The sequence below is a fragment of the Kribbella sp. NPDC059898 genome (genome assembly GCF_042730855.1).
In the GTDB taxonomy this organism is placed as follows: domain Bacteria; phylum Actinomycetota; class Actinomycetes; order Propionibacteriales; family Kribbellaceae; genus Kribbella.
In genome coordinates this window covers 51,229-69,167 of the sequence record NZ_JBHWKR010000012.1, presented here as the reverse complement: position 1 = coordinate 69,167, position 17,939 = coordinate 51,229, and the positions used below count along the sequence as shown (strand labels likewise).

18 protein-coding genes are annotated in these 17,939 nt (G+C 69.8%); 4 read left to right on the top strand and 14 right to left on the bottom strand.

The window, feature by feature from the left end:
- Window positions 1-149: 149 nt before the first annotated feature.
- Together ACFV9C_RS31535 and ACFV9C_RS31530 are read left to right on the top strand one after the other, a co-directional pair.
- Window positions 150-1,223, top strand: coding sequence for a C39 family peptidase (locus ACFV9C_RS31535; RefSeq protein ID WP_380199191.1), 1,074 nt, complete (start codon window positions 150-152; stop codon window positions 1,221-1,223).
- The gene (locus ACFV9C_RS31530; RefSeq protein ID WP_380199190.1) at window positions 1,224-2,327 is read left to right on the top strand and encodes a hypothetical protein; all 1,104 of its coding nucleotides are present in this window, start codon (window positions 1,224-1,226) and stop codon (window positions 2,325-2,327) included. It begins immediately after the preceding gene.
- Here ACFV9C_RS31530 and ACFV9C_RS31525 read toward each other — a convergent pair.
- From ACFV9C_RS31525 to ACFV9C_RS31515, 3 genes are read right to left on the bottom strand one after another with little or no spacing between them, the layout of a single operon-like run.
- Complete coding sequence (locus ACFV9C_RS31525; protein WP_380199189.1) at window positions 2,324-2,860, bottom strand: DUF1707 domain-containing protein; 537 nt, start codon at window positions 2,858-2,860, stop codon at window positions 2,324-2,326. The genes ACFV9C_RS31530 and ACFV9C_RS31525 overlap by 4 nt on opposite strands.
- Before the next feature lie 4 nt (window positions 2,861-2,864).
- Complete coding sequence (locus ACFV9C_RS31520) at window positions 2,865-3,485, bottom strand: HAD family hydrolase (RefSeq protein ID WP_380199188.1); 621 nt, start codon at window positions 3,483-3,485, stop codon at window positions 2,865-2,867.
- Window positions 3,486-3,495: 10 nt separating this feature from the next.
- Window positions 3,496-4,704 (bottom strand): MDR family MFS transporter, encoded by a 1,209-nt coding sequence (locus ACFV9C_RS31515; protein WP_380199187.1) that lies wholly within the window; start codon window positions 4,702-4,704, stop codon window positions 3,496-3,498.
- Window positions 4,705-4,768: 64 nt separating this feature from the next.
- On the opposite strand from ACFV9C_RS31515, the gene ACFV9C_RS31510 reads away from it, so the two are divergent.
- Window positions 4,769-5,758: an ArsR/SmtB family transcription factor gene (locus ACFV9C_RS31510; RefSeq protein WP_380199186.1), complete on the top strand. Its 990-nt coding sequence runs from the start codon at window positions 4,769-4,771 to the stop codon at window positions 5,756-5,758.
- Between the two features lie 381 nt (window positions 5,759-6,139).
- Window positions 6,140-7,213: a phosphotransferase enzyme family protein gene (locus ACFV9C_RS31505; protein WP_380199185.1), complete on the top strand. Its 1,074-nt coding sequence runs from the start codon at window positions 6,140-6,142 to the stop codon at window positions 7,211-7,213.
- 1 nt (window position 7,214) lies between these two features.
- Here the strand turns inward: ACFV9C_RS31505 and ACFV9C_RS31500 are convergent, their stop codons facing one another.
- From ACFV9C_RS31500 to ACFV9C_RS31450, 11 genes are all read right to left on the bottom strand, one after another.
- Window positions 7,215-9,239, bottom strand: coding sequence for a primosomal protein N' (locus tag ACFV9C_RS31500; protein WP_380199184.1), 2,025 nt, complete (start codon window positions 9,237-9,239; stop codon window positions 7,215-7,217).
- Between the two features lie 109 nt (window positions 9,240-9,348).
- The gene (metK, locus tag ACFV9C_RS31495) at window positions 9,349-10,542 is read right to left on the bottom strand and encodes a methionine adenosyltransferase (RefSeq protein ID WP_380199183.1); all 1,194 of its coding nucleotides are present in this window, start codon (window positions 10,540-10,542) and stop codon (window positions 9,349-9,351) included.
- A gap of 186 nt (window positions 10,543-10,728) precedes the next feature.
- Window positions 10,729-11,838, bottom strand: a complete 1,110-nt coding sequence (locus ACFV9C_RS31490; RefSeq protein ID WP_380199182.1) for a winged helix DNA-binding domain-containing protein — start codon at window positions 11,836-11,838, stop codon at window positions 10,729-10,731.
- Between the two features lie 345 nt (window positions 11,839-12,183).
- Entirely contained in the window at window positions 12,184-13,131 is a 948-nt protein-coding gene (locus ACFV9C_RS31485; protein ID WP_380199181.1) for a type IV toxin-antitoxin system AbiEi family antitoxin domain-containing protein, read from the bottom strand.
- Between the two features lie 279 nt (window positions 13,132-13,410).
- On the bottom strand, window positions 13,411-14,706 hold the full coding sequence (gene coaBC, locus ACFV9C_RS31480; RefSeq protein WP_380199180.1) for a bifunctional phosphopantothenoylcysteine decarboxylase/phosphopantothenate--cysteine ligase CoaBC: 1,296 nt from the start codon (window positions 14,704-14,706) through the stop codon (window positions 13,411-13,413).
- Window positions 14,707-14,744: 38 nt separating this feature from the next.
- Window positions 14,745-15,050, bottom strand: a complete 306-nt coding sequence (rpoZ, locus tag ACFV9C_RS31475) for a DNA-directed RNA polymerase subunit omega (RefSeq protein ID WP_209695034.1) — start codon at window positions 15,048-15,050, stop codon at window positions 14,745-14,747.
- A 2-nt stretch (window positions 15,051-15,052) separates the two neighbouring features.
- Complete coding sequence (gene gmk / locus ACFV9C_RS31470) at window positions 15,053-15,673, bottom strand: guanylate kinase (RefSeq protein ID WP_380199179.1); 621 nt, start codon at window positions 15,671-15,673, stop codon at window positions 15,053-15,055.
- A 53-nt stretch (window positions 15,674-15,726) separates the two neighbouring features.
- Complete coding sequence (gene mihF / locus ACFV9C_RS31465) at window positions 15,727-16,041, bottom strand: integration host factor, actinobacterial type (RefSeq protein ID WP_141851332.1); 315 nt, start codon at window positions 16,039-16,041, stop codon at window positions 15,727-15,729.
- An 85-nt stretch (window positions 16,042-16,126) separates the two neighbouring features.
- Window positions 16,127-16,498, bottom strand: coding sequence for a hypothetical protein (locus ACFV9C_RS31460; RefSeq protein WP_380199178.1), 372 nt, complete (start codon window positions 16,496-16,498; stop codon window positions 16,127-16,129).
- Between the two features lie 78 nt (window positions 16,499-16,576).
- A complete protein-coding gene (locus tag ACFV9C_RS31455; RefSeq protein WP_380199177.1) occupies window positions 16,577-16,957 on the bottom strand; it encodes a hypothetical protein in 381 nt (126 codons plus the stop codon).
- A gap of 9 nt (window positions 16,958-16,966) precedes the next feature.
- The gene (locus ACFV9C_RS31450; RefSeq protein ID WP_380199176.1) at window positions 16,967-17,932 is read right to left on the bottom strand and encodes a DMT family transporter; all 966 of its coding nucleotides are present in this window, start codon (window positions 17,930-17,932) and stop codon (window positions 16,967-16,969) included.
- Window positions 17,933-17,939: the final 7 nt, after the last annotated feature.

Here is a 17,939-nt window from a genome sequence, read left to right as displayed (position 1 = left end):
CGCAGTTCCGTACTCCACCTGACACAGCACCCGCCGCCCAGCCGACCGCCGACCCCACCTCTGAGCCGACCGTGGTCCCCTCCACACCCAGCGGGACGCCGACGGCGAGCTCTGACGAACCGCCTGCGGCTCGGTCGTGGAGTGAGGTGGTGAAGGAGGTGACGGAGACCTCGCCCGGTGACGTGCAACTGCGGTCGGCGGACGTGTCCGCGCAGGCGTCGTCGATGCTCAGGTGCTTCAAGCTGGAGACCGAGAGCTACTGTCTCGGGCTCGGGTTCGTGGAGCAGGTGCCGACGGGTGCTCAGCGGCACGCGTTGATGGAGCAGCCGAGCCTGCGCGCCGCGGACGAGGCGAGTGCCGAGCAGGACATCCCCACGGGTGACCTGACGCCGGCCGCGTTCGTCGCGCAGCGGGCCGCGCTCCCGAAGAGCCAACGCGTCACCGCGGAGCTCGACGAGATGCAGGCCGCCTGGAACGGCCGCGACAAGGCCCGCGAACTCCGCGAACTCGCCGAGGCAAACACCCCACACCCCAACCCGGCACCAACCTCGGGCCCCACGCCAACCAGCACACCCACAGACACACCGACGACCCTGCCGAGCACCGTGGGGACGCCGACCGACACCCCTACCAGCACACCGTCAACTCCATCCACTCCGGCGGCGCCGGTGGTGGCGCCGGACTCGGCGTACATCATGAAGGGGTATCAGACGTCCCAGGAGAAGGGGTACTGGTGCGGTCCGGCGACGTTCCAGTCGATCGACTGGGCGGACGACAATCAGAAGGACACCCAGGCGTCCTGGGCGAAGGATCTCGGCTCGACCACCGGCGGTACGGCGATCTCGGCGATGGTGCAGCAGACGAACCTGAAGACCGGCTGGCCGAAGGCGGCCGGCAGCTACATCGTGCAGAGCGTCTCCACCTGGAACGCGCAGACCTTCCTCCAGGTGCACGAGAAGCACCTCGGCGTCTACAAGGCCCCGGTGATCGAGCACGTGCAGCTCCTCAAGCGGTACTTCCCGTACCTCGCCTTCAACCACAGCGGGCACTACCAGGTCGGCCGCGGCTACGACAAGAAGAACGGCACGATCGCGATCTTCGAGGTGTTCAACGAGCGCCGCTTCAACAGCCGCGGCAACGTCACCGACGGCCCGAAGAACGTCCCCGCCAGCGCCCTGTTCAACGCCACCCTGGCCAACTCCTTCCAGAACATCGGGCTGTAGATGCGTCGTCGTACCGTTGCCGTAGGCACCCTCGTCCTCCTCCTCGCGGGCTGCTCCACCAGCAAACCGGAAACCACCCCGACGCCGACCCCCACACCAACCCCGTCGAAACCAACAGACGTGGGTACGGCGATCCCCACCTGGACGAACGTCCTACGGCAACCGGTCGACGGCCAGCACCTGGTCACCCAGCAACGCCGGTACGTCGTCACCCGCGGCAGCGACGAGGCCGGTACGACGACCATCACCGACCGCACCACAAAGAAGGTCGTCGTCCGGCACGTCCCCGCCGCCGGGTTCGTGGCCCAGTCCCCTGTCGTGATCGACGACCGCTGGGCGCTGGTCGAGGACATCCGCTCCGACGGCCCGGACCCGCAGATCAAGGTGCTGCGTTACGACCTCACCACCGGCAAGGCGACGGCGCCGGCGATCCCGCCGGTGTCCGAGCCGGAGATCGGCGCGTACGACGGGACGTTCGCGTACAGCTCCACCGACGCGAAGAACCGCTCCTGCCTGATCGTCGCCGACCTCGCGACCCTGAAGTCCCGCACCGTCACCTGCGTCCCGGCCCCCGGGTACCTCGCCGATCCGGTGGTCTCCGCCGACGCCGTGACGTTCAGCGAGATCATCGCCCCGGAGACCGCGCGACGCTGCAAGCGCATCCGCACCGCGCCACTGACCGGCGGCACCTCCAAGCCGGTGCCCGCGGCAACGAACTGCATCCAGTGGAGCGGCGCCACCGTCCAGGGCGCGACGGTCTGGTCGGAGGTCGGCGCCAACGACCCCGACCAGTACCAGAGCAAGGCGTACGTCCGGGAGTCCGGCGACTCCCCCGCCCGCCGGCTCGGTACCGTCGTCACCGACACGATCCTTGCCTGCGGCAACTGGATCCTCTGGGAGACGCGCACGGTCGGCAGCACCGGCGAGGACCTGTACACGATCGACCGCTGGCGCCCCGGCCTGACCGAACCGCAGACCATGTACGCCGGAACACCCGGCGTCGCGCTCACCCCGATGACCTGCCAGGACAACACGATCTACGTCGAGGCGGCGTACCTCGCGACCACCCCGACGTACACCGAAACCATCTCGGCCGCCGTCTAACGCCGGGCGTGCCGGATCTTCAGCCGGCCGAAGCCGATCACGCCGGTGAGGCGGACCCGCGGGCCGTCGCCGGTGGAGCTCCGCGCGGGTTTGTACCGGGCATCCTTCCACTCGGTGTGTACGCCGTCGAAGTCGACGACCGCGTTCCGGGGCAGCGTGAGCTTGACGCCGCCGTGCATCACGTTCAGGTCGATGTCGACCGCGCCGTCCTCGAACTGCGCCTGCGACAGGTCGAGCCGGACCCGCCCGTACATCGACACGACCTTCAGATACCGCGGCAGCCGCCAGCCGCCGCGGCGGACGATCCGCCCGGACGCCGCGTTGATCGTCGACGTACTCCCCGCCGGCAAGGCCGGGAGGGCGGCGACGGCCATCTCCAGGTCGAAACGGGTCCGCGCCGACAGTACTTCGTCGAGCTGCTGCTCCATCTCGCCGTGCGTGAGGTAGCCGCCGGTGTACGCCGCCTGCACGCGTTCGACAGCCGCGTTGCGGTCCACGTCGCCGATCGCGGGCGAGCGGTCTTCGGAGGTCACCCGATCACTGTAGTGCGATGCCGCGGTCACGGAGCTGAGTGCGGAGGTTCGCGGCGCCGGTGAAGACCTCGGCGTCCAGGCCGACCGCCCGGGCGCCGTCGACGTTGTACGCCATGTCGTCGGTGTAGAACGTCCGCGCCGGGTCCAGCCCGAACCGCTCGATCAGGATCCGGTACATCTTCTCGTCCGGCTTCACGGTCTGCTCGACGCCGGACACCACCTCGCCGTCGAAGTGCGTGAGGACCGGGAACGCCTCCTTCGCCACCTGCCACTTCTCCGCGGAGAAGTTGGTCAGCGCGTACGTCGGTACGCCGGCGCGCTGGAGTTCCGCGAGTACGGCGGCGGTGTCCTCGAACACGCCCTTCACCATCCGCAGCCAGCCGGTGTCGTACGCCTCGATCCACTCGGCGTGCTCCGGGTGCAGGCTCGTCAGCTCCGCGACCGCCTCGGCCCATGGCCGGCCCTCATCCTGCTGGTGGTTCCAGGCCGGGGTCGCGACCTTGGTCAGGAAGTGCGTACGCGCCTCCTCGTCCGGGATCAGGTCGGCGTACAGGTACGTCGGACTCCAGTCCAGCAGCACCCCGCCGATGTCGAACACCACCACGTCGACCGTCCGCTCACTCATGCCCGCCACCTTACGAGACGGCGTTCGCTTGGGCGCGGGCGTGCAGGGCGGGTGCCAGTGAGTACTGGCCGACGAAGATCGCGACGCCGAGTACGGCGCAGCCGAGCCAGGTGACGGCCGGGCCGAGGTGCTCGAGCGCGTTCGTACCGGCGAGCGGGCCGACCACCGTGCCGACGCCGAACGCCATCCCGGACAGGCCCATGTACCGGCCGCGCAGATCGATCGGCGCGAGGTCGGCGAAGACCGCACCGATCACCGCCGCGAACCCGATCTCACCCAGCGTCCATACCACGACCGACGGCGCGTACCCCCACCAGCTGTGCACGACGGCGCCGACCCCGAAGCCGAGACCGACCACCAGCATCGAGGTCGCGAGCAGCTTCGGGCGGTCGAGCTTCACCATCCAGCGGGCGAGGAACGGCTGCACGAGCACGATCACCACGCCGTTCAGCGCGATCACCAGACCGTACGTCTTCGAGCTCAGGCCGTCGTCCGACATCGCGAGCGGCAGCGTCGAGTACCCCTGCATGTAGATCGTCGCGTAGCCGATCTGGATCAGGATCATCGCCACGAACACCCGGTCCCGGAGCGCGACGCCGAGCACCGGGCGGCGCGGCGTGCTCTCGTCGAGGACCGGGCGGCTCTCCGGGACGAGCGCCCAGATCACGGCGCCAGCGATCACCGACGTACCGGCGTTCAGCCAGAACAGCAGGCCGTACCCGACCGACGCGAGGACGCCCGCGCTGACGGTCGAGACCGAGAAGCCGAGGTTGATCGCCCAGAACAGCAGGCCGTACGCGCGGACCCGTTCGGTCGGGTCGAGCAGGTCCGCCACAGTCGCCTGGACGGCGGGCCGGAACAGGTCGCCGAGCAGGCCGACGAGGAACGCGCTCACCCAGATCAGTGCCATCTCGCGGGCCGAGCCGAGCAGGACCAGCGCGGCCGCCGTACCGAAGAAGCAGATCAGCATCGTCAGGCGGCGGCCGACCCGGTCGGCGAGGAATCCGCCGGCGAGCTGAGCGGTCACGGTGCCGGCGCCGACGGCGGCCGCGACCGCTCCCGCCGTACCAGCTGAGAGGTGACGATCGTGGGTGAGGTAGAGGACGAGGAAGGGTTGGACGAAGCTGCCGAGCCGGTTGACCAGCTGGCACACCCACAACGCCCAGAACGCCCGCGGAAGGGCGGTGGACCGGGGGTTGCCGACGGCGGTTGCGCTCATGGGACCAACTGTCCGGGGTCGCCCGGGCCTTGTCGACGATTAGTCTCAGGACTAATCTGGGCCGGTGATCACGATCAGGCTGAACGCCGCGGACGTCGGGCGGATCCGGTTCGCGCTGGCGCCGCTGTGGGAGACCATGACGAGTGTCCGGGCGCTGAGCAACAACACCGCGCGCAGCGTGCACGGCCCGTGGCTGCAGAAGGTCCGGCCCACCATCGAGGGCGACGACCTGACGTTGCTGAAGGCCCTTATCCCGCCGGTCGGCTACGTTCCGGACTTCCTCACACCGGCGCCGCCACGGCGGTCGACGAGCTTCGAGTCGGGCCTGGCCGCGGTTGCCGCCACGCCCGTCGACCTGGTGGTGGACGAGCTCGGCCGGCTCCACCACGACACGCCGCACCCGTTGCTGCCCGACCTGATCGCGCACCCGGCCGCCGGCCTGGAGCGGATCACGTCAGCTCTCGATTCGTACTGGCGGCGCGCGATCGAGCCCGACTGGCGCCGGATGCGCGCCCTGCTGCAGGAAGACCTCGCGTTCCGCCTCGACGAACTGGCGAGCGGCGGTCTGGAGCGCCTGTTCCGCAACCTGCACCCGTCGATCCACTACCGCAGCGACCGCATCGAGATCGACCGCCCGTACTGCTGCGACGGCGAACCGATGACCGGCCAGGGCGTCCTGCTCGTCCCGTGCGTCTTCACCTGGCCGGCCGGCCTGGCCGTCACCGGAGCACCCCACGTCCCGACGATCACGTACCCGCCGCGCGGGCTCGGCCGCCTGTGGGAGGACCGCCAGGACACCACCGATTCCCCGCTCGCGGACCTGGTCGGCCGGACCCGCGCCGCCATCGTCAGCCACCTCGACCTGCCGATGTCGACCACCCATCTGGCCAACCAGCTGGGCGTCTCCGCGCCGACCCTCAGCGTGCACCTCGGCATCCTCCGGAACGCAGGCGTGGTCGCCTCCCGGCGCGACGGGCGGACCGTCCTGTACCACCGCACCTCCCTCGGCAGCCAACTGCTCACGGCCTCGACCTCGCTGGCATCGACTGCCTAAGACAGCAGCCACACTTCGTGATCGAGGGCAGAGTCGCGGTCTGCCCACGCAACCGTGACCGGCCGGCGTAAAGACCGACAGGACCTATACGTCCACGACGCCCTCTGCACACCGTGCCTGAGCCTGGGCGGAACAAGCCGTGGACGTCTACGTCCTGTCGAAATTCACGCCCTCACCACATCCCGGCAACTGCTTGACAGGACCCGCGGCGATCGGCCAGATTGGCTGACGGCGCCGACCGGTCGCCGAGCCGTGGGACATCCGCCCCAGTCGGGGTTCCATCGGGCGAAGGGGAATCAGCCCTCTCGGTCGTTGCTGCCAGCAGGCCAACTCTGCACACCACGTCACTGGGGGACGAGGGTGTCGACGAGGAGGCTTGTCATGACGAAGGACGGCAATTTCAAGAAGGTCGTACGGCGGCACGCCGAGGAGACCGGCCAGCGGTACACCGAGGCGCTGACCGACCTCGAGGGCCTGAACGACCGCATCTACCACGAGCCGGACGGCGATCGGCTGCTCGCCCATCTCCGTGATCGCTACGGGATCGACGCGGTCGCGGCGACCAAGCTCAGCGTGCACAAGACGTACGTCTTCCGCATCGACCGGAACGACGGTCCCTCGTGGATCGCGCGGGCGTTCCCGCCGGCCCGGCCGCGCTCCGACGTCGAGGGCGATGCCGCCGTACTGCGATTTCTCGCCCAGCACGACTATCCCGCGGAACGGCTCGCGGTCGACGACGCGGTCTCCGACTTCGACGGCAGCGCGGTCCTCGTCACCGAATACCTCGAAAACACCCCGCTTCCGCCCGAAAAGGGGTTCGAGATCATGGCCGACCTCCTCGGACGACTGCATGCGCTGCCGTACGACGAGACCGTCAGCAGGCCAGGCGGGGCTAGTGGTGAGGACCCCCGCCGGATGGGGAAGCCGCGGCAGGATCTCCTGGCAGGGTTGGCGTTCCTGGACGCGGTGGACACAAAGGTCGGGGCGGCCGACCGCGAGCGTTTCCAGCGGCTTCTCGACCAGGTGCGTTCCGCGGACGACGCCGAGGGTCTGCCCGAGGGGCTGGTGCACGGCAACCTGCTGCATGCACCCGATCACGCAGTCGTCGGCAAGAACGGGCCGGTGGCAATCAACTGGAAGGCGTCCGGGCGCGGCGCTCGGCTCTCTGATCTCGCGTACCTCCTGTGGGGTACCGGGAACTGGGCGCCCACGCGGAGCACCAACGAGGAGCGCGTCGAGGCGGTTGTCGCGGCGTACCGTAAGCACGTCGAGCTGACCGACGAGGAGCTCGACCGGCTCGAAGGAGTCATGTACATCAGGCCGCTCTACCTGGTGTGCTTCGGCTACCGGCGCGACCTCACCAACGGCGTGCCGTTCGACGAGTGGTGGTTCCTCGAGCCAGCGGAGTACTTCACGACCACCGCGGCGGCGACCAGGAAGGCCTTCCGCCGGTAGGTCAGCCGAAGTTCGGTGGGTCGACCTGGAGGCGGACCGTGCCAGGGTTCTTCTTGGTGGTGCGGGCCGACTGGGCTTCCTTGAGGGAGCGGACCAGCGTGGCGCCGTGGGCGCGAGGGGTGCGGACCACGGCGCGCGCGGTCTCGTCGTCGACGTCGACCGGGCCCAGGACCTCGAGGCCGGCGGACGGCGGGATCAGGTCACGGAGGCGGGTGATCAGGTCGCTCACGGACTCGGGCGGGCCGGTGAGCTCGGCGAGTTTGGCGGCGGGCGCGAGGCGCGCGGTACGGCGTTCCTCGATCTCGCGGAGGGCGTATCCCTCCGGGCTCCAGCGGACGATCGCCTGCAGTGGAAGGGCGGACGGGTCGCCGACGAGGATCACCGGCGCGCCCGCGCGGACCAGGGCGGCCGCGTTGAACCAGCGGCGTACGGCCTCCTCGGCGGCCCGCAGGTCGGGGCGGGACAGCAGCAGCCAGGTGTCGAGCAGCAGCGCCGCGGCGTACCCGCCCTGGGCGACCGGCTCGGCGCCCGGCGTGCTCACGATCAGCGCGGGCGCGTCCGGCACGACGTCCAGCACGTTGTCACCACCCGACGTACGCACGACGACTCCGGGGAACGCGCGGCCCAGCTCCTCCGCCGTACGGCGGGCCCCGATGATCGCGGCGCGCATCCGGGTGTCGCCGCACTCCGGGCACCGGTGGTCCGCGGCCGGGCGCCCGCACACGCTGCAGCTCGCCGGCCCCGATCCCCCGGTCCGGCGCAACGTGCCGCCGCAGGTCGCGCACCGCGACGGCGCCCGGCAGGTCTGGCACACCAGGCTCGGCAGGTACCCGGCCCGCGGCACCTGGACCAGCACCGGCCCGGACCGCAGCCCTTCGCGCGCGATCTCGAACGCCCGGTGCGGCAACCGCGCCGCCCGCGCCGACGGGTCCCGGGCCAGGTCGTGGTCCGACTCCCCCGCGATGTGCACCGACGGCGCCGCCGCGCGGATCACCTTCCGGTCCGCGATCAGCTCGTGCGCGAACCCGGACTCGATCAGCGCCGCCGCCTCCGCGGACCGCGCGTACCCACCGAGCAGGGCCGCGCACTGCTGGCGGAAAGCCCGGAGCAGAAGGACTTCCCGGGCATGCGGGTACGGCGCGCGCGGCTCGGCGTACGACTCGTCGCCGTCGTCCCACATCGCCACCAGCCCGAGCTCCGCCACCGGCGCGAACGCCGCCGCGCGCGTCCCGATCACCACCCGCGCCCGCCCGTGCAACGCGGACAGGAACGCGCGATACCGAGCCGTCGGCCCGAGATCCGCCGACAGCGTGACGAACCCGGTCTCCCCCAGCACCGCTGTGCAGGCCGCCTCCAGCCGCTCCAGGTCCCGCGCGTCCGGCGCCAGCAGCAAGGCGCCGCGACCGGACGCGGCACACACGGCCGCCGCCTGCGCGAACGCGAGCGGCCAATCAGCCCCCGGTACGGCGGTCCACACCGCGCGCGGCGCCTCGCCCCGCGCGATCGCATCGAGGAAACCAGTCGGGTACGACGACCACTCGGAGCGGGACGTCGACGCCGGCGGCACCAGCGGCTGATCGCACCGCAGCGGCTCGTTCTCCACCTTCGCGTGCCGCGGCGGGACCGCCAGCCGCGTGACGTCCGCGAACACCCCGGCGTACCGGTCGGCGACCGCCCGGCACAGGTCCGCGATCTCCGGCGTCAGCACCTGCTCGCCGGACACCACCTTGCGGAGCCGCGCCAGCTTGCCGTCGTGATCGGACTCGGCCAGCCGCTCCAGCACGAACCCGTCCAGATCCTTGCCGGCAAACCGCACCTTCACCCGCGCACCAGGCTGCGCTGTCGCGGTCAGGTCGTCCGGGACGAGATAGTCGAACGGCCGGTCCAGGTGCGGGAGCGAGACGTCGACCGCGATCCGGGCCACCGGCAACGATTCGGTGATCGGCGCGGGCTCCTTGGTCCGCGACCGGCGAACGGTGTCCCGCAGCAGCATCAGCTGCTCGGGGGAATCTCCGTTCGATGTCACCGGGAAACTCTAGTCGGCCGGGGCGACACTCCGTCGGAGGCCGCCGCCGCACCTGTGGACAAACGAACGACCCGACCGCCCACGAGGGGGCAGCCGGGTCGCTAGGTAGCTACTTGTTGATCGCGGCCTTGAGGGCCTCGACCCGGTCGGTGCGCTCCCAGGTGAAGTCCTCGCCGGTGCGGCCGAAGTGGCCGTTCCGGGCGGTCTGGGCGTAGATCGGGCGGAGCAGGTCCAGGTCCCGGATGATCGCCGCCGGGCGCAGGTCGAAGACCTCGCGGACCGCCTCGGTGATCTTCGCGACCTCGACCTTCTCGGTGCCGAACGTGTCCACGTAGAAGCCGACCGGCGCGGCCTTGCCGATCGCGTAGGCGACCTGGCACTCGACCCGGTCCGCGAGGCCAGCCGCGACGATGTTCTTCGCCACCCAGCGCATCGCGTACGCCGCCGACCGGTCCACCTTCGACGGGTCCTTGCCGGAGAACGCGCCGCCGCCGTGCCGGGCCATCCCGCCGTACGTGTCGATGATGATCTTCCGCCCGGTCAGCCCCGCGTCGCCCATCGGGCCGCCGATCTCGAACCGGCCGGTCGGGTTCACCAGCAGCTTGTAGCCGGTCGCGTCGATGTCGAACTGCTCGAGCACCGGGTCCACGACGTGCTTCTTGATGTCCGGCGTCAGCATCGTGTCCAGGTTGATGTCCGCCGCGTGCTGGCTGGACACGACCACGGTGTCGATCCGGACCGCCTTGTCACCGTCGTACTCGATGGTGACCTGGGTCTTGCCGTCCGGGCGCAGGTAGGCGAGCGTGCCGTTCTTGCGGACCTCGGCGAGCTGCTCGGACAGCCGGTGCGCGATCGTGATCGGCAGCGGCATCAGCTCCGGCGTCTCGTTCGACGCGTAGCCGAACATCAGCCCCTGGTCGCCGGCGCCCTGCAGGTCCAGCGCGTCCTGCGACGCGGCCGAGCGCGTCTCGTACGCCGTGTCGACGCCCTGGGCGATGTCCGCGGACTGGCTCCCGATCGCGACCTGCACCCCACAGGACGCGCCGTCGAAGCCCTTCAGGGACGAGTCGTAGCCGATCTCGAGGATGCGCGACCGCACGATCCCCGGGATGTCGACGTACGCCGTCGTGGTGACCTCACCCGCGACGACGACCAGACCCGTGGTGATCAGGGTCTCGACCGCGACCCGGCTCTTCGGGTCCTCGGCCAGCAACGCGTCGAGGATGGAGTCGCTGATCTGGTCAGCGATCTTGTCCGGGTGACCCTCGGTCACGGACTCCGACGTGAAAAGGCGCCTCGCCACAGTTCTCCCTCGAATTCCTCGTGTGCCGCCCGGCTGATGGATCCGGCCGCGCGATCCCCCCAATGCACCGGCGGTTGGCGATGCATCTGGGAAGTATGCCAGCAGTTTCCCCCGGGATCCCGGCGACGCTCCGAATTCGTCCGGTATGCAAGACCAGCGACCATATTCTGGACGACTGGCCAGGTTTCAGGCGTGCGCGCCGACCGTCACGTCGCCGAGTGTGAGCGAGGGCGTACCACCGAGGATCGCACCCAGCCGGTCCACCTCGGCGTCGAGCAGCGTCCGGCGGCGCCGGTTCAGCGGAGTGAGCGCCTCGACCGTGACGTGCAGTGTCCGGCCGGCCTTCTTCTGGTGCCAGACGCCCGCGACGATGCCGTCGACGAGCAGGAGCGGGTAGTTCCCGGCTTGGCCGCGGGCGGTCGCACGCTCGAACGCCTTACCCGGGAAGAGCAGCTCCCGCGGGTAGCTGCCGACGCCGTACGCGTCGAAGTACGGCAGCAGCCGTACACCCTCGGCCCGCTCGTCCGGGAAGTCGCCGTCGCCCGGTGCATACCAAACCGTATGGTCTGCCAGCGTCGCGCGCGGCAGGTCGTCGAAGTACGGCTTGACCGTGGTCGGCGGCACGCTGAGCCACCGGGCGAACTGCTGCGGCGTCGCGGGACCGTACGAGTAGAGGTACCGATGCAGGAGCTCGGTGAGTGCCTTGTCCTGAGGCATCGGGTCGAACGGGCGCAGCCGGTGCGGATTCGAGTACGTCGTGAGCCGGCCGCGCACCGGCCCGTGACAGAGAACACCCGCGTGCGCGGCGACGTGAACGGCCTGCCGCCACCGCCAGGCGCCCTGGAAGGCGGGGATGGTCGGCGTACGAGCCCATTCACCGGTCCGCCGTACGACCTCCTCGGTCAGCTCGTCGACGGTCAGGTCGGCGTCCGCGAGCGCCTCGCCGATCGCGACCACCACCTGGTCGATCTCGTCCGGACTCATCCGGATCGGCTCCGGCTGCTGCCCGTTCCCCGGAAGCGCGGACAACGCCCCGGTCCACATCGGCAGATCCTCGAGCGGCAACAGATGCACGGTCCCCCGCGGCCCGAACGTCTTCACCAGCCCGTCGTCCCGTTGCACGCTCCCCCGATCCGCCCCCTCCACCCGCACCGCCACGGAAACCTCCCCCGCCGCCGCGATCTGCGCATGCGCCCCACACATCCCCCGCACCGCCTCCACCGCCGTACCAAACGCCTCCGTCAGCCCATGCCGCCGCATCCGCCGCGCAACCACAGCGCCCCAGGTGATCTCCATACCCCTGACCTTAGAGCGGAAAGCGGACAACCCTTGACCGCTTCCCCACCACCCCAACTCCCTCCCAGTCCCCACCACCCCAACCCCTTCCCATCACACACCGCCGCACCGCCCGTTACCGCCGGCCACTAACCCACCACCACGCACACCACTCGCCCGCCAGCCACCCGCCCGCCCTTACACATCCCGCCTACCGCTGCGCCGGCACTTTGAGAGGTGAACCCTCCGGCGTGCCCGTTCAATTGAGGGGTGAACCCTCCGGCATGCCCGTTCACCTGCGTCATGCGCCGAGTGAACAAGCAGATTCAGTGGTTCGCCTCCCATCAGCGGACCGCACACGGCCGGTCAGGCCGCGCGGCGGGCGCGGGCGAATGCTCTGTGGAGGTCTGTCAGCAGGCGATCCGGGTGGTCGAGGTCCGACCAGTCGGCACGTACAACCTGCAGGCCCTTCGCGCGCAACCGGTCCTCACGGATCTTCTCCTGCACCAGCACCTCGCCGGACGCGTCGGCGTACTTCAGCCTCCCGTCGAACTCGACCACGGTGTCGAACTCCACGAAGAAGAAGTCGACCCGAGCGACAAATCCGCGGGAATCCCCGAACTCGACCTGCAGCGCGGGCGCCGGCAGCCCGTGGTCGGCGAACAGCACCCGCAGCCGCGATTCACCGACCGATCCGGACCGCCGATCGCTGAACTGCAGCGCCGCGCGGGCAGTCGGGCCGCCCGGCCAGTATTCCGTTGCCTCGAGCAGCCGACGTACGTCGTCCTCAGCCACCGACCCGCTGCGCAAAGCGGCGTCGAAGCCGACGACCGCGGCTTGAAAGGACGTTGTACAAGCCGTCTCGAAGACCGCGCGAGCGACGGTGGTCGTGAGCAGACCTCCGACCAGAGTCAGGTCGGCGTTCGTCAGTTCACCGGCGTGGTGATGCACACCCGCGATCCTCCCGCTGGTGGTGTCGTCGCGCCGGGTGATGTGGACCCGCGTCAAGTCGAGCCCCCACAGCGGCAGCCCGTGGACGGCGACCGCAGACTGGTGGCTGACCGCGACCGCACTGCTCCGCCTCGAATTCACCACCGCGTGCACCTTTTGCACATGTTCCTGCCGGGCACGAGTCCACGGTTCCAGTGCGGACAGGTCCTGGTACTCGGCGTACTGACCGTGCCGGATGCGGACCCACCTGCCGTCCTGGAGGCGCTGACGGATCTGCGTTGGTGTGTAGCCACTGATTACAGCTTGGCGGCGACTGAAGATGCCGCCCTGGAGCGCGGCCATTACCGCGAGCTTCGAGTTCACATCACCAGAATGTGCACTCATCACCAACGGCCCGCGCCGCCGATCCACCCGGCTGTGGACAACCGTTTCAGAGGTTCACCACCGAAAGCGTCCGTTAACCATCCGCATGCGGCTTGTGAACAGGCACGCCGGAACGTTCACCTCCCAAATGGCCCCTGGGAAGGCGGCGGTGTACGGCGCGGCGGTGGGTACGGGCGGTGGGTACGGGCGGTGGGTACGGGCGGTGGGTACGGGCGGGGGTACGGGCGGGGGTACGGGCGGGGGTACGGGCGGAGTGGGTTAGGACCAGTGGGTGGCGACCAGGTTCCAGATGACGCCGGAGAGGGCGTCTTTTGAGCCGGAGGGGACGGGGAGGGCGGTGCCGGTGCGGTCGAGGATCACTGCTTCGTTGAGGTCGCTGCCGAAGACCTTGCCGCCGGAGACGTCGTTGACGACCAGGAGGTCGCAGCCCTTGCGTTCGAGTTTGGCGCGGCCGAGCTCGAGGACCGTGTGGTCGGTGTCGCCGGTCTCCGCGGCGAAGCCGACGATGACCTGGTCGGGGCGGGCGCGGTCGTGCGAGATCGTGTGCAGGATGTCCGGATTCTGCACCAGGCTGACCGCGGGGACGGCGCCGTCGGCGGTCTTCTTGATCTTGTGCTCGACGACGTCGGCGGGGCGGAAGTCCGCGACTGCCGCGGCCATCACGATCGCGTCGGCGTCGGCGGCCCGGCCGGTGATCTCGTCGTACAGGTCCTGGGCCGACACCACCGGCACCACCTGCACGCCGGCCGGGTCGGGCAGCTCGGAGTTGGCCGCGACCAGCGTCACCTTCGCGCCGCGGGCGGCCGCGATCCGGGCCAGCGCGTACCCCTGCTTCCCGGACGACGAGTTGCCGAGGTACCGCACCGGGTCGAGGTGCTCCCGGGTCCCGCCGGCGCTGATCAGTACGTGCTTCCCGGTCAGATCGGCCACCGACTGGCCGGCGGCGCGCGCCGCCTCGTCGGCGAGCATCAGCTGGCTGATCGCGAAGATCTCCGACGGCTCCGGCAGCCGCCCGCGGCCGGTGTCCGCGCCGGTCAGCCGCCCGACCGCCGGGTCGAGCACGGTGATCCCGCGCGACCGCAGCGTCGCGACGTTCGCCTGGGTCGCCGGGTGTTCCCACATCTCGGTGTGCATCGCGGCCGCGAACAGGATCGGGCAGCGCGCGGTCAGCAGCGTGTTCGTGAGCAGGTCGTCGGCCAGCCCGTGCGCCGCCTTGGCGATCAGGTTCGCCGTGGCGGGCGCCACCACGACCAGCTCGGCGGCCTTGCCGATCCGGACGTGCGGCACTTCCTGGACGTCGTCGAACGGGTCCGCGGTCACCGGCTTCCCGGACAGTGCCGCCCAGGTCGCTGCGCCGACGAACTCCAGCGCGGCCGCCGTCGGCACCACCCGGACGCTGTGCCCGGACTCGGTCAGCCGGCGCAGCAGGTCGCAGACCTTGTACGCCGCGATCCCGCCGCCGACGCCGAGGACGACGTTCGGCTTGTGCCTGGGCACGCCATCGGCCCCCGGCGCGCTCGGCGTACCGGGGGTCTGGTCACCGGTTGCGGACATCGTCGCGGACTCCGTTCCCGGTCGATCCTAGGGGGCTGCTACTCGGACTTCTCCGCGGCCGCGGCGGCTTCCGCCTCGGCCTCGGGGTCGATGTCGGTGCAGGTCAGCACGCCGTCGTTGATCTCGCGCATCGCGATCGACAGCGGCTTCTCCTGGACGTGCGTCTCGACCAGCGGTCCGACGTACTCCAGCAGGCCCTCGCCGAGCTGGGAGTAGTAGGCGTTGATCTGCCGCGCCCGCTTGGCCGAGTACAGCACGAGCTTGTACTTGGAGTCGGTGTGGGTGAGCAGGTCGTCGATCGGCGGGGACGTGATGCCGATGGCGACGGGCTGGTTGCCAGACAAGTTCAGCTCTTTCCAGAGATGGAGGGTGATCGAATCAACTTTACCAACTGATCGGCGGCCTCCCGAACCGAGGCGTTCACGATCGTCACGTCGAACTCCTTCTCGGCCGCGAGCTCCAGCACCGCGGTCTCGAGTCGGCGTTCGCGCTCCTCCGGCGTCTCGGTGCCGCGACCGACCAGCCGGCGCACCAGCTCGTCCCAGCTCGGCGGTGCCAGGAAGACGAACTGCGCCTCCGGCATCGTGTCGCGGACCTGCCGGGCGCCCTGCAGGTCGATCTCCAGCAGCGCGGGCCGGCCGCTGGCGAGCTTGTCGAGCACCGGCTGCCGCGGCGTACCGTACCGGGCCGCCTTGTGCACGACCGCCCACTCGAGCAGCTCACCGTCGGCGATCATCCGGTCGAACTCGGCGTCCGACACGAACAGGTAGTGCACGCCGTGCACCTCGTTCGGCCGCGGCTTGCGGGTCGTGGCCGACACCGAGATCCAGATGTCCGGGAACCGCTCGCGGATGTCGGCGGCGACCGTGCCCTTGCCGACCGCGGTCGGTCCGGCCAGCACGGTCAGTCGCGCCGGCGGCCGGTCACCGCTGCCGGCCGGAGCAGGGTCGTTCGGGTACGTGGTCATCGTCACACCAGTGTCCAACGAGCCAGTCAGGGTTTTGGTCTGGCTCACCCGGATCACTCGGCGAATTCGCGCTCGAGTGCCGCGATCTGGTTCGAGCCGAGGCCGCGGACCCGCCGGGTCTCGGAGATGCCCGCGCGCTCCATGATCTGCTGCGCCCGGACCTTGCCGACGCCGGGGATGCACTGCAGCAGCTGGCTGACCCGCATCTTGCCGATCACGTCGTTCGTCTGCCCCTCGTGCAGCACCTCCGTCGGAGACGCTCCCGAGTGCCGGATCCGGTTCTTGATCTCGGCTCGTTCACGCCGCGCCGCCGCGGCCTTGTCCAGAGCTGCCGCACGCTGCTCCGGAGTCAAAGTAGGAAGTGGCACCGTTTCACCTTGTCCCGTTGTATGGCTTCGCAAGGGAACCTAACACGGGTTCAGCCCGGCGATCGGCCGACGTCGGGTCGAGTCGTCAGTTCAGCTTGGGCAGGTCGACCTTGCAACTGTCCTTCGCCTGCCCCGAGATGTTCTTGTACGCCGTCATCACGGCGCCGGTCTGCTTGCCCAGCTTGGCCAGCTCGGCCTTGTCCGAACCGGCCCTCTTGGCCTTCTCGGCGAACGCCACGACCACGCCCCAGTCGTCCTTGACGTCCTTCGGCGCGGAGCCCTGGAGCTTCTTGGCCTGGTCCAGGATCTTCACGTAGTCGACCGGCTTCTGCGGGTCGACGTCGACCGCCTTGGCGGCGTACTTGGCCAGATCGACGCAGTACGCCTGGTCATCGCTACAGGCGGTCAGCAGACCGGCACCAACGGCGACGGTCGCGAGAACGGCGAGAGTCTTCACGGAAAGTCACGCTACTACCCGGCCGGGCCGGTGGGACGGAACGGGCAGAGCCGTCCCACCGAATGCACCCGCGGTGGATCAGTTGCCGGTGCTGTTCATGTCGATCTTGCAGGAGTCCTTCGCCTGCTTGGTGATCGCTTCCTGCGCCGCCTGGATCTTGGTCATGCCCTCGGTCTTGGCCAGCTCCGCCAGCTTGGTGGTGTCACCGTTGGCATCCTTGACCTTGCCGATGTAGTCGACGACGACCTTCCAGTCGTCCTTCAGGTCCTTCGGCGCCGACTTCTCGACCTTCTTGGACTCCGCCAGGATCTTGTCCAGGTCCGCGGGCTTCTTGGTGTCGAGGTTCTTGCCGGTGTCGACGTAGCTCTTCAGATCGTCGCAGTAGTTGCCACCCGAGCAGGCCGTCAGGGCGCCAACACTCATCGTCACAACCGCCGCGAGGGCTGCCAGCTTCCGCATCGTGTTCCTTCACTGTGTCACGCGGGAAGACCGTGGCTCCCCGTCCGCCGACACCTTTCCGAACGCCGGGGTCACCGCACGCTCCGGCGCGCCGTGAACAACATCGCACGCCGCGACTGGAACCCGTTTGTGACGTACTGCGTCAGCGCCGAAGGTGATCGCCACCGCGTTCGCGGACACGATCACGAGGATCGCGAACCAGTCGAGCACCGCCAACCGCTGATGCAGTACGACGAGCCCGACGAGCGCCGCGAGTACCGGGTTGACGCTCATGAACACCCCGAAGAACTGCGCCGAGACCCGCCGCAGCGTCAGTACGTCCACGAAGTAAGGGACTGCGGACGAGAGCACCCCGGCGGCCAGCGCGTACGTCGCGGCCGCGAGCGTCGCGGGGTGATGCATCAGTACGACGATGCCGACAGGTACGTAGGCCAAACCGGACAGGCCCGCCGCCGCGGCGGCACCTGTTGCGCCCGGCAACTCTCTTCCGACCTTGCGGTTCAGGAGGATGTAGAACGCCCAGCAGAGCGCCGCTAGCAGGCCCAACCCGACGCCCAGGTAGTCCGTTGTCGCTTGCGGGCGGGTGAGGAGGATGACTGCGGGGGCGGCGACGAGCGCGCAGACCAGGTCGAGAAGGCGCCGAGAGCCGAGCAATGCAACGGAGAGCGGGCCAAGGAACTCGAGTGTGACGGCCATGCCCAGGCCTACGCGGTCGATGGCTGTGTAGAGGGACAGGTTCATGACCGCGAAGACGGCGGCGAGCGCGATCACTGTGCGCCACTGGCGGGCGGTGATCGTGCGGAATCGCGGCCGGCCGACGGCGAGCAGCAGCAGCGCGGCGACCCACTGCCGGATCGCCACCACACCCGCCGGCCCGATCACCGGGAACGCCAGCGCCGCCACCGACGCACCGACCTGCGTCGACAGCCCGCTGCCGAGCATCATCGCCACACCGACCCACCGATCTCGCCTCACGCTCCCG